The sequence below is a fragment of the Streptomyces sp. NPDC056480 genome, from assembly GCF_042795405.1.
GTDB lineage: Bacteria > Actinomycetota > Actinomycetes > Streptomycetales > Streptomycetaceae > Streptomyces.
This window is the reverse complement of the sequence record NZ_JBHTSA010000134.1, coordinates 1-10,824: the sequence shown is the minus strand read 5'-3', so window position 1 is coordinate 10,824 and position 10,824 is coordinate 1. Positions and strand designations below refer to the sequence as shown.

General features: G+C 73.4%; 10 protein-coding genes and 2 pseudogenes. 4 read left to right on the top strand and 8 right to left on the bottom strand.

Going from position 1 to position 10,824, the window contains the following annotated elements; genetic code table 11:
- Nucleotides 1-120: 120 nt before the first annotated feature.
- Nucleotides 121-249: pseudogene (locus ACFQ79_RS35035) on the top strand (diacylglycerol kinase); the annotation flags it as partial.
- A 31-nt stretch (nucleotides 250-280) separates the two neighbouring features.
- Here the strand turns inward: ACFQ79_RS35035 and ACFQ79_RS35030 are convergent.
- On the bottom strand, nucleotides 281-802 hold the full coding sequence (locus tag ACFQ79_RS35030) for a GbsR/MarR family transcriptional regulator (RefSeq protein WP_383590915.1): 522 nt from the start codon (nucleotides 800-802) through the stop codon (nucleotides 281-283).
- A gap of 84 nt (nucleotides 803-886) precedes the next feature.
- On the opposite strand from ACFQ79_RS35030, the gene ACFQ79_RS35025 reads away from it, so the two are divergent.
- A complete protein-coding gene (locus ACFQ79_RS35025; RefSeq protein ID WP_383590913.1) occupies nucleotides 887-1,804 on the top strand; it encodes an ATP-binding cassette domain-containing protein in 918 nt (305 codons plus the stop codon).
- Entirely contained in the window at nucleotides 1,801-3,432 is a 1,632-nt protein-coding gene (locus ACFQ79_RS35020; protein WP_383590911.1) for an ABC transporter permease, read from the top strand. The genes ACFQ79_RS35025 and ACFQ79_RS35020 overlap by 4 nt, the downstream gene beginning before the upstream one ends.
- Nucleotides 3,433-3,512: 80 nt before the next feature.
- On the opposite strand, the gene ACFQ79_RS35015 is transcribed toward ACFQ79_RS35020, so the two are convergent.
- The 7 genes from ACFQ79_RS35015 to ACFQ79_RS34985 form a co-directional block, all read right to left on the bottom strand.
- Entirely contained in the window at nucleotides 3,513-4,709 is a 1,197-nt protein-coding gene (locus tag ACFQ79_RS35015; protein ID WP_383590909.1) for a cytochrome P450, read from the bottom strand.
- 49 nt (nucleotides 4,710-4,758) lie between these two features.
- Entirely contained in the window at nucleotides 4,759-5,421 is a 663-nt protein-coding gene (locus ACFQ79_RS35010; RefSeq protein ID WP_187621782.1) for a response regulator transcription factor, read from the bottom strand.
- Nucleotides 5,418-6,740: a sensor histidine kinase gene (locus tag ACFQ79_RS35005; protein ID WP_383590907.1), complete on the bottom strand. Its 1,323-nt coding sequence runs from the start codon at nucleotides 6,738-6,740 to the stop codon at nucleotides 5,418-5,420. Before ACFQ79_RS35005 ends, ACFQ79_RS35010 begins: the two co-directional genes overlap by 4 nt.
- 143 nt (nucleotides 6,741-6,883) lie before the next feature.
- Complete coding sequence (locus tag ACFQ79_RS35000) at nucleotides 6,884-7,753, bottom strand: alpha/beta hydrolase (RefSeq protein ID WP_383590905.1); 870 nt, start codon at nucleotides 7,751-7,753, stop codon at nucleotides 6,884-6,886.
- Nucleotides 7,754-7,889: 136 nt separating this feature from the next.
- Entirely contained in the window at nucleotides 7,890-9,104 is a 1,215-nt protein-coding gene (gene kynU, locus ACFQ79_RS34995) for a kynureninase (protein ID WP_383590903.1), read from the bottom strand.
- 10 nt (nucleotides 9,105-9,114) lie between these two features.
- Nucleotides 9,115-9,972: a tryptophan 2,3-dioxygenase gene (locus tag ACFQ79_RS34990; protein WP_383590901.1), complete on the bottom strand. Its 858-nt coding sequence runs from the start codon at nucleotides 9,970-9,972 to the stop codon at nucleotides 9,115-9,117.
- Between the two features lie 124 nt (nucleotides 9,973-10,096).
- Nucleotides 10,097-10,666 carry a DUF3152 domain-containing protein gene (locus tag ACFQ79_RS34985; protein ID WP_383590900.1) on the bottom strand — a complete coding sequence of 190 codons (570 nt, stop codon included), beginning with the start codon at nucleotides 10,664-10,666 and terminating at the stop codon, nucleotides 10,097-10,099.
- On the opposite strand from ACFQ79_RS34985, the pseudogene ACFQ79_RS34980 reads away from it, so the two are divergent.
- A pseudogene (locus ACFQ79_RS34980) lies at nucleotides 10,635-10,824 on the top strand (hypothetical protein); the annotation flags it as partial. The gene ACFQ79_RS34985 and the pseudogene ACFQ79_RS34980 sit on opposite strands and share 32 nt — an antisense overlap.

The following is a 10,824-nucleotide window of genomic DNA, read 5'->3' as shown; positions in this document are numbered from 1 at the left end:
CCGGAGAACTGGTGCGGGTAGTCCCCCACGCGCGCCTTGGCGGCGGGGATCTTCACGCGGTCCATGAGCTCGATGGCCTTGACCTTGGCGTCCTCGGCCGCCCCGCCCCGGCACGCGACCGCGCACGTCCTCACCGTCTCGGGCCCGGACTTCCGCTACCGCGCGGACGGCCGCGTCTCGGGACCGGTCCGCCGCCGGACCTGGACGGTCCTGGGGGAGGCGTGGGGGCTGACCCTGCCCCGGGGCTGAGCCGAGCGAGCCGAGCCCAGAGGAGGCCCCGTCAGGAGGAGGAGCCGGCTCCCGCTCCCCGAGCCGCCTTGTGGAGCGTCCAGCGGTCCATGATCCCCAGCATCTCCCGCTGGAGGAACGCGAAGAACTCGGCCGTCTCGGCCGTCCGCGCACCTGCCGCCGTCTCCGTGCCGAGCAGTTCGGAGCCCTCGCGGAGGACCTTCTCCCAGCGGACGAGGATCTGGTCGCGGCGGGTGAAGGTCTCGTACCAGAGCTCGTTGTGGAGGACGTACCGCTCGCGCCGGGTGCCGGGGTCGCGCTCGCGGCTGACCATGCCGACCTGGCTGAGGTAGCGGATCGCGCCGGAGACCGCCGCGGGGCTGATCCGCAGCTGCTCGGCCAGCTCGGCCGAGGTCAACGAGGCGCCCTCGGAGGCGAGGAGGGCCGCGAAGACGCGGGCGGCCATGCGCTGCATGCCGGCTTCCGTCAGTTCGGCGGCGAAGCGCTCCACGAACCGGGAGACGCCCTCCTCGTTGCCGTCCCTGCTCGCCTCGGTGGTCGTCATGCCGGTCATCGTCTCCCTCGTCCGCTCCGCCGCCCCAACTTTATACGCTTCCTTAACTTCACAACTTTGTGAAATGAGCGTACGTTCCGAAGCATGACGAAGGCAATCAGCATCGCCGGACTGCACAAGTCCTTCGGGCGGACCCACGCGCTCGCCGGCCTCGACCTCGCCGTCGAGACCGGCGAGGTCCACGGCTTCCTCGGCCCCAACGGCGCCGGCAAGTCCACCACCATCCGGGTCCTCCTCGGCCTCCTCCGCGCCGACTCCGGCGGCGTCGCCCTGCTCGGCAGGGACCCCTGGAAGGACGCCGTCGAGCTGCACCGCCGGATCGCGTACGTCCCCGGCGACGTCACCCTCTGGCGCAACCTCTCCGGCGGCGAGGTCATCGACCTGTACGGGAGGCTCCGGGGAGGCCTGGACAAGGCCAAGCGGGCCGAGCTGATCGAGCGCTTCGAGCTCGACCCCACCAAGAAGGGCCGCACCTACTCCAAGGGCAACCGGCAGAAGGTCGCCCTCGTCGCGGCCTTCGCCTCCGACGTCGACCTGTACGTCCTCGACGAGCCGACCAGCGGCCTCGACCCGCTGATGGAGGAGGTCTTCCAGAGCTGCGTCCGGGAGGCCCGCGACCGCGGCCGGACGGTGCTCCTCTCCAGCCACATCCTCAGCGAGGTCGAGACCCTCTGCGACCGGGTCAGCATCGTCCGCAAGGGCCGGACCGTGGAGTCCGGTTCGCTCACGGAGCTGCGGCACCTGACCCGTACCAGCGTCACCGCCGAACTCGCCGCCGCGCCGAACGGCCTCGCCCACCTCCCCGGCGTCCACGGCCTCGACGTCCAGGGCCCGCGGGTGCGGCTCCAGGTCGACACCGACAAGCTCGACGCGGTCCTGCGCTCCCTGACCGCCTCGGGCGTACGGAGCCTGACCAGCACCCCGCCCACCCTGGAGGAGCTGTTCCTCCGGCACTACGAGGACGAGGACCGGCACCTCGCGAACGGGATGGCGGCGTCATGAGCACGGTCACCCTCGCCCGCACCGGCACCAAGGCCGGCCCGCTCGCCGGCACCGGCACCCTCACCCGGCTCGCCCTGCGCCGCGACCGCCTGATGATCCCGCTCTGGGCGCTCGTCACCGGCGGCCTGGTCGCCAGCGGCGCCGGCTCGCTCGAAGGCCTCTACGGCACGGCCGCCGAACGCGCCGAGGCCGCCGCCTCCATGACCGCCAACAGCTCGATGCGCGCGCTCTACGGACCGGTCTTCGACGACTCCCTCGGCGGGCTCGTCGCCTGGCGGTTCGGCACCTTCGCCGCCGTCCTCGCCGCCGTCGCGAGCCTGATCGTGGTCGTCCGGCACACCCGCGAGGAGGAGGAGACGGGTCGTCAGGAGATGCTCTCCGCCGGCGCGGTCGGCCGCCGGGCCCCGCTCACCGCCGCCCTCCTCGCCGCGCTCGTCGTCAACACCGCCGTCGCCCTCGTCGTCACCGCGGGACTCGCCGGACAGGGCGCGGCCGGGGCGCTCGCCCTCGGCCTGGCGATCGGCGGCACCGGCATGGTCTTCGCGACCACGGCCGCGCTCGCCGCCCAGCTGACGGAGAGCGCCCGGCTCGCGAAGGGCCTGACGGGAGCCGCCGTCGGCCTGGCGTTCGTCCTGCGGGCGGCCGGCGACGCCGGCACGGCCGGGGACACCCCCCAGGACGGCGTCCCGGGAGGTGCGTCCGTCCTGACCTGGCTGTCGCCGATCGGCTGGGCCGAGAACGTCCGCGCCTTCGCCGGCGAACGCTGGTGGGTGCTCCTCCTGATCGCCGCGGCGGTCCTGGTCCAGACGGCGGCGGCGTACGCGCTGACCGGCCGTCGCGACGTCGGCGCGAGCTTCCTCCCGACCCGGCCGGGCCCCGCGGAGGGCGGGCTCGCGACGGCGGGCGCGCTCGCCTGGCGGCTCCAGCGCGGCACGCTCCTCGGCTGGTCGCTCGGGTTCCTGCTCGGCGGGCTCGTCTTCGGCGGGATGGTCGAGGGCGCGGCCGACATCGTCGGCGACAACGTACAGGCCCGGCAGATCTTCGAGCGGATGGGCGGCCAGAGCGCCCTCACCGACGCCTTCCTCGCCACCATGGTGTCCCTCTTCGGGATGGTCGCGGCCCTGTTCGCGGTCGGCTCGGTGCTGCGGCCGCACGGCGAGGAGACCTCGGGCCGCGCCGAACCGCTCCTCGCGAACGCCCTCGGCAGGGTCCGCTGGGCGGCCGGCCACCTGCTGATCGCCTTCGGCGGCTCGGCCCTGATCCTGGCCCTGAGCGGCATCGGCCTCGCCCTCTCGTACGGCCACGACGCCGGCCCGGTCCTGGGCGCCTCGCTCGCCCAGCTCCCGGCGGTGTGGACGCCGGCCGGGCTCGCGGCCCTCCTCTGGGGCGCGGCCCCGAAGGCCGCGACCGCCGCGTGGGGCGTGGCCGGCCTGTGCCTGGTCCTCGGCTGGGTCGGCCCGGCGCTCGGCCTGCCGCAGGCGGCCCTGAACCTCTCCCCCTTCGGCCACCTGCCGAAGCTGCCGGGCCCGGAGACGGCCTGGACCCCGGTCCTGGTCCTGACGGCCCTGGCGGCGGCCCTGGTGACGGCGGGGCTGGCGGGGCTGCGGCGGCGGGACGTGGTCGGCTGAGGCGCGCACCGAGCACTGCTGCTCCGTGAGAACCGAGCACTGCTGCTCCGTAAGAGCAGTGCTCGGTGCGGCCGCGGTGCTCACACCTCCACGAGCAGTTCCTCGAAGCCCCGGATCACGTACCCCGGCTTCCACACGGGCTCCGCCGCGAGTCGCAGGTTCGGCGCCTGGCGGAGCAACTCGCCGAAGACCGCGGTCAGTTCGAGTCGGGCGAGCGGGGCGCCGAGGCAGTAGTGGATGCCCGCCCCGAAGGTGATGTGCGGGTTGTCGGCCCGGGTGAGGTCGAGTGCGCCGGCCGTCGGGCCGAAGCGGGCCGGGTCGCGGTTGGCGGAGCCGAAGAGGAGGGCGACCTCGGAGCCGCGCGGGATGACCCGGCCGCCGATCTCGATGTCGTCGAGGACCCAGCGCTCGAACATCTGGAGCGGGGTGTCGTAGCGCAGAAGTTCCTCCACAGCTGTGGACAACTTTTCGGGATCCGGACGGACGTCGTGCTTCAGGAGGGTCCACCAGCCGTTGACCGTGGTGTTCACGGTGGCCTCGTGGCCCGCGTTCAGGAGCAGCACGCAGGTGGAGACCATCTCCTGCTCCGTCAGCTCCTCCACCCCGATGAGCGCCGAGATCAGATCGTCGCCCGGGCTCTTCCGCCGGCGAGCGATCAACTCCCGCAGATAGTCCGAGAACTCGACCGAGGCCTCGACCGCCCGCCGGGCCGTCTCCTCCGAGGGATTCAGCTCGAACATCCCGCAGATCGCCGCCGACCAGGGCCGCAGCCGCCCCCGCTCCTCGTCGTCCTCGGGAACGCCCAGCATCCGGGCGATCACCGCGACCGGCAGCGGCTCCGCGACCGCCGCCTGGAGGTCGCCGCCGCCCGCCGCCACCAGCTCCCCCACCAGATCGGCGGCGAGCCGCCGTACGGTCGGTGCCAGGTTCTCGACGGTCCTCGGCGTGAACGCCTTCGACACCAGGCGCCGGATGCGGCCGTGGTCGGCCGCCTCCAGATCGAGCAGCCCGTGGTCGTTGAGCGTGTGGAAGGGCTCGTACGCCGCGTCCGGCGCCTCCCGTCCGAACTCCTCGTGGGTGAAGCGGTGGGTGTACGTCCGGCCGAGCCGCCGGTCCCTGAGGAGCGCCGAGACGTCCTCGTAGTGCGGGATCAGCCACTGGCGGGTCGGGCCGTGCCAGTGGGCGCGGCCCGCCGCCCGCAGCTCGGCGTAGGCGGGGTACGGATCGGCGACGAACTCCGGGGAGAAGGGGTCGTAAGCAGCCTCGACAGCGTCCATGACCGGACGCTACCCGCGCGCCGGAGCGCGTTCCAGGGCCGGACAGGCCCTAGCCGCCGACGCGCACCAGGCCCGCCTCGTACGCGAACACCGCCGCCTGCGTGCGGTCCCGCAGCCCCAGCTTCACCAGGATGCGGCTCACATGGGTCTTGATGGTCGACTCGGCGACGACGAGGTGCTCGGCGATCTCGGAGTTCGACAGGCCCTGCGCGATGAGCACCAGGACCTCCGTCTCGCGCTCCGTCAGCTCCCCGATCTGCGCCATCGCCGGCGGGCGCGGAGAGCTCCCCGGCGCCTTCGCGAACTCGGTGATCAGCCGCCGGGTGACGGTCGGCGCGAGCAGCGCCTCGCCGGCCGCGACGACCCGCACCCCGTCGGCGAGCTGCCGGGCGGAGGCGTCCTTGAGCAGGAAGCCGGAGGCGCCGGCGCGCAGCGCCTGGTAGACGTACTCGTCGAGGTCGAAGGTGGTCAGGACGAGCACCTTCGCGTCCGCGTCGGCGGCGACGATCTCCCGGGTGGCGTCGATGCCGTTCAGCTCGGGCATCCGGATGTCCATGAGGACCACGTCGGGGTGGAGGGCGGCGACCTGGGTGACGGCCTCCCGGCCGTTGACGGCCTCGCCGACGACCTCGATGTCCGGCATCGCGCCGAGCAGCACCGAGAAGCCCTCGCGGACCATCATCTGGTCGTCGACGATCAGCACGCGGATCACTGGTCACTCTCCTCACGGCTCACGGGGACGAAGGCCGTCACCTCGTAGCCACCGTCCTCGGTGGCCTCGGCCGTCATCTCCCCACCGAGCATCGTCACACGCTCCCGCATGCCGGTGATGCCGTGCCCCGCGCCCGGCGAGGGCTTGACGAGGCCGCGTGCCGGACCGTTCGCGACGCGCAGTCCCAGACCGCCGAGGACATAGCTGACCTCGACCTTCGCGGCGGCGCCGGGCGCGTGCCGCAGCACGTTCGACAGGGCCTCCTGGACGATGCGGTACGCGGAGAGCTCCACGCCCTGCGGCAGCTCGCGCACGGCGCCGGTCACGGTCTTGTCGACGACGAGCCCGGCGTCCTGGACGTTGCGGACGAGCGAGTCGAGGTCGGCGAGGGTCGGCTGCGGGGCGTCGGGGGCCTCGTAGTCCTCGGCGCGGACCACACCGAGGATGCGGCGCAGCTCGGTGAGCGCGGCGACCGCGTTCTCGCGGATGGTGAGGAAGGCCTGCTCCAGCTCCGGCGGCGGGTTCTCGACCCGGTACGGGGCGGCCTCGGCCTGGATGGCGACGACCGACATGTGGTGGGCGACGACGTCGTGGAGCTCGCGGGCGATGGTGGTGCGCTCCTCCAGGAGGGTCCGCTTCGAGCGCTCCTGGGCGGTGACGGTCTGCTGGGCGGTGACCTCGCGGTCGGCCTGGCGGCGGACCTGGAGGACGGTCACGGCGAGGAGCACCAGGGCGGCGACGAAGAGCAGCGGGACGCTGTCGGAGCTGCGCCCCATCCCGAGGAACATCTCCGTGAAGAGGGAGAAGCCGGCCGTCACGAGCCACATCCACACCGAGGTGCGGGGCCGGGAGCGGGCCGCGACCACACCGAGGACCACGAGGTGGGAGAAGAACGTGATGTGCGACCAGGGCCAGCCGGCGACGTAGCCGCTGAGGTAGCCGATGACGGGCGCGCTGGCGAGCGAGGCCCAGAAGGCGAGGACCGGCCGCACCAGGGTGAGCAGCACGACCGCGGGCGGGGTGCAGACGACCATCAGCGTCAGCGGGGCGAAGCGGGTGTCGAACTCCTCGTAGCCCAGCGCGAAGGCGATCAGGGCGAAGAACGCGACGACGGCGTGCGGGAACAGCCCGAGGTGCGGCCGTATCGCCTTCGGCAGGAAGCGCGCCACCTTGGGGTTCACCTCGGCGGGCTGGAGCGGCCGGTAGGCCGACGCGTCGCGGAAGAGGTCCTGCCGCAGGCCGCCGAGGACGACCTGGACCAGGTGGAACTCGGGGGCGCGGCTCGTCTCGGGGGTCTGTGTCTGGGTCACCCGCACCACGGTACGGGCGGCGGGGAACCCGGTCGTCCCGCTCGATGCGGATCCTCCCGGGTCCCCCTTGAGGACTATGGCCCCCGGCTCCCGTCCGTCCCCCGGCTCAGAAGGACGACGGGTTCGGCCCGCCGGAGGATCCGGCCGCGGGCTCACCAGGCCAGCTGGGCGATCTCCTCCGCCACCACCGCGCACGCGTCCGCCGCCGGGTCGATCAGGGGGAAGTGGCCGACCTCCTCCAGGAGCGTCACGCCGACCGTCTCGCCCGCCTTCTCGGCCGCCTCGGCGTAGGCGTCGGCGACGGCGTACGGCACGTCGATGTCCGTACGGCCCTGGACGACGGTGGTCGCGATCCCGGTCGGCAGCAGCACCGAGGGGTCGGCGTGGGCCGCCCGCTCCTCGTACGAGGACGGGTCGCCGAGCAGTTCGCCGACCGCGCCGCCGCACACCCCCAGCTCGACCGCCCGTCCGAAGTGGGCGATGGGGGCGAGGGCGACGACCCCGCGCAGCTCCGGCGGGGCGGGCAGCCGCCACGGGGAGCCGACGGGCAGGACGTGCCGGGCGGCGGCCCAGAGGGCGAGCTGGCCGCCGGCCGAGTGCCCGGTGAGCACGATCCGCCCGGTGTCGGCCTGCGGCAGGTGGGCGGCGGCGAGTCCGGGCAGGGCGTCGAGCGCGGCCGCCACGTCGTCGAAGGTCTCGGGCCAGCGCCCGGCGACCGGAGCGGCACCACCCTGCCGGGGGATGTCGCTGCCGCGCCGGTACTCGACGTTCGCCACGGCGAAGCCGCGCCGGGCCAGGAAGTCCACGAACGGGGTCAGGTGCCACCGGTCGTACGGTGCCCGCCACGCCCCGCCGTGCAGGGCGACGACGAGGGGCGCCCGGGTCCCTCCGCCGCGCGGGGCGTAGAAGTCGATCACCTGGTCCGGGTGGTCGCCGTACGCGGCGGAGACGTCCGGGGGGACGGCCGGGTGCGAGAAGGCCGACGCCTCTTCGGCGGCATCGCGCGCGGCGGGGTCCGGCATGCTGTTCCAACCTCTCGGGTACGGGGCCGAATTGGCCTGACCTGCGGGGACGGTACCAGGAGTGGAGCCCCCGCAGATCGGGCGATCATCGGACCGTACGCGACCGCGCGAGGCCGCGCGGAACCCGGTCGGGGCCTCAGCCGGGCAGGTCCGCCAGGACCTCCGCGAGCACCCGCGCCGCCCGCTCCGCGTCCGCGAAGCCGACGTACAGCGGGGTGAAGCCGAACCGCAGGATGTCGGGGCGGCGCAGATCGCCGACGACACCGCGCTTGATCAGCTCGGCCATGACGGCGGGCGCGTTGTCGCAGGCGAGCGCGGTCTGGCTGCCGCGCTCGTCGTGCGCCTCCGGCGTCATGGAGGTGACGCGGCCCGCCGGCACGTACGTGCGCACGCACTCCAGGAAGAAGTCCGTGAGCGCCAGGGACTTGGCGCGCACGTCCTCGATCGCGACGCCGTCCCAGACGTCCAGCGCCGCTTCGAGGGCCAGCATCGAGAGGATGTCGGGCGTCCCGACCCGGCCCCGTACGGCACCCGCGGCCGCCTCGTACCCGGGGGTCATGGCGAACGGGTCGGTGTGCGAGTTCCAGCCGGGCAGCGGCGAGTCGAAGGCGGCCTGGTGGCGTTCGGCGACGTACAGGTAGGCCGGCGAACCGGGCCCGCCGTTCAGGTACTTGTACGTGCAGCCGACGGCCAGGTCGACCCCGTGCGCGTCCAGGCCGACCGGGAGGGCGCCCGCGCTGTGGCACAGGTCCCAGACGGCGAGCGCGCCCGCCGCGTGCAGCGCGGCCGTGATGCCGGGCAGGTCGTGGCGGCGGCCGCTGCGGTAGTCGACGTGGTTGACGAGCGCCGCGGCCGTCCGCGGCCCGGCCGCGGCGGCCATGCCTGCCGGGTCGACGGGCACGATCCTGCGACCCGTCATCCGCGCGGCGGACTCGGCGATGTACCCGTCCGTGGGAAAGGTCGTCGCGTCGACGAGGATCTCGTCGCGGTCGTCGGCGCTCAGCCGGGCCGCCGCGACGACCGCCTTGAAGACGTTCACGCTGGTCGAGTCGCCGACCACGATCTGTCCCCGGGCGGCACCGACGATCGGGGCGATCCGGTCGCCGATCCGCTCGGGCGCGGTCCACCAGCCGGACTCGTCCCAGGAGCGGATGCGGAGCTCGCCCCACTCGCGGGTGATGACGTCGGCCATCCGGGCGGGGACGTGGGCGGGCAGCGCGCCGAGGGAGTTGCCGTCGAGGTAGACGGTCCCCTCGTCGAGCGCGAACTTCTCGCGGTGCCTGCCGAGTTCGTCCGCGGTGTCGAGTGCGCGGGCCCGCTGCCGGAGGTCTGCCTTCTGGAGGTCTGCCATGGCTTCAGTGTCAGACATGGCTGCGCGCCGTCCAGAGCTCCGGGAAGACGTTCTTCTGCGCCCGCTTCTCCAGCCAGGCCACGCCCGCCGAGCCTCCGGTGCCGGTCTTCGAGCCCATCGCGCGGCGGGTCGCCACCAGATGGTCGTTGCGCCATCGCCAGACCAGTTCGGCGACGTCGCTGAGCGCCTCGCCGAGCCGCACGAGTTCGCCGTTCTGGTCGGCGTCCGCGTAGATCCCGGCCCAGACCGCCTCGACCTCGGCCGAGGGCTCGTACCGCTGCGCGAGGTCGCGGCCGAGGACGGCGGCCGGGACGGGCAGGCCGCGGCGGGCGAGCAGGCCGAGGACCTCGTCGTACAGGCTCGGCTCGTGGAGCGCCTTCTCCAGCTCGGCGTGGACGCGGGGCGCGCCCCGGTGCGGGACGAGCATGGACGCGGACTTCTCGCCGAGCAGGAACTCCATCCGCCGGTACATCGCGGACTGGAAGCCGGAGCCCTCGCCGAGCGCGGCGCGGTAGGCGTTGAACTGGGCGGGGGTGAGCTGGGCGAGCGGCCGCCAGGAGTGGTTGAGGGCTTCCAGCTCGCGCACGGAGCGCTTGAGCGCGTCCATGGCGACGGGGACGCGGTCCTCGCGCAGGGCGCGGCTCGCGGTCTCCCACTCGTGGACGATCACCGTGAACCACAGCTCCATGACCTGGGTGGTGACCAGGAAGACCATCTCGCCGGGGTCGTCCGAGCGGAGGTGCTGGAGATGGGTCAGGACGTCCGCCTGGACGTAGTCCTCGTACGGCGTCGTGCCGGCGAAGTCGAGGTTCGGGTCGTTGGTGACCGAACCTGCCGCGGAGTCGGGAGAACCCGGGGAGAGTGACATTTCTGTCTCCTCGATACGAACTACCGGGTAGCGGTCTGCTCCACCGTGCGCACGGTCGTCCGTGCGTCACGGGAGCCCCGGTCCCCTCGGGAGGCGGGCTTCGTCGCGCGCCGTCCCAAGCGCATCATGACACGATCGGCCCGGTGATGTAGCTCCCGTCTTCGTCATACGGAAATGCGTTCGACCGGCATCCGTCGAGGCCCTTGATCTGCTGCATCATCGCGGGCGCGAGCTTGCCCGGACCCGGGCAGCCCATGTGCTGCCGGATGCCGATCTCGTGCCCGACCTCGTGGTTGATGATCAGGTGCCGGTACTCGGCCGCCTCCCCCGCGAAGGTCGGCGAGCCCAGCATCCACCGCTTGAGGTTCACCACGACCCCGTCGGTGGTCTCGCAGTTCAGCTCGCCGCGGGTGTCGAGGCCCTGCTGCAGACAGAGCGCGTCGGCCGTGTCCGGGGTGGCGATCCGGATGACGAAGTCGGCGTCCTCCGAGACCAGCTGGAAGCGGCCCCGGCCGTGCGCGGCCCAGCCGCGCGGATGCGCCAGGATCCGCTGGATCTCGGCGGCCGTGTCGCGCGCCGAGAGCGCGATGCCGTCCTCGACCTGGACCCGGTAGCGGCGCAGTTCGCCGCCGTCGCCGACCGGTGCGCCGGAGGCCTGCGCGGTGACGAAGGTCCCGGCACCGGACTTCGGCACGCTGGGCGGCTTCACCGGGACCAGCTTCGGCTTCGGGGTCGCCTTCGAGGTCGCCTTCGGTTTCGGGGACGGGGGCGACGCCGGTTTCGGCGGCGGTTTCGGTTTCGCCGTCGCGGGCCGGGGAGCGGGAGTGGTCCTCCTCGGTGCCGGGCTCTCGG

Excerpts from the sequence above, each read along its gene's own strand:
- ACFQ79_RS35030 (WP_383590915.1), bottom strand. The coding sequence starts at position 802 with ATGACCGGCATGACGACCACCGAGGCGAGCAGGGACGGCAACGAGGAG.
- ACFQ79_RS35025 (WP_383590913.1), top strand. The coding sequence starts at position 887 with ATGACGAAGGCAATCAGCATCGCCGGACTGCACAAGTCCTTCGGGCGG.
- ACFQ79_RS35020 (WP_383590911.1), top strand. The coding sequence starts at position 1,801 with ATGAGCACGGTCACCCTCGCCCGCACCGGCACCAAGGCCGGCCCGCTC.
- ACFQ79_RS35015 (WP_383590909.1), bottom strand. The coding sequence starts at position 4,709 with ATGGACGCTGTCGAGGCTGCTTACGACCCCTTCTCCCCGGAGTTCGTC.
- ACFQ79_RS35000 (WP_383590905.1), bottom strand. The coding sequence starts at position 7,753 with ATGCCGGACCCCGCCGCGCGCGATGCCGCCGAAGAGGCGTCGGCCTTC.
- kynU (WP_383590903.1), bottom strand. The coding sequence starts at position 9,104 with ATGGCAGACCTCCAGAAGGCAGACCTCCGGCAGCGGGCCCGCGCACTC.
- ACFQ79_RS34990 (WP_383590901.1), bottom strand. The coding sequence starts at position 9,972 with ATGTCACTCTCCCCGGGTTCTCCCGACTCCGCGGCAGGTTCGGTCACC.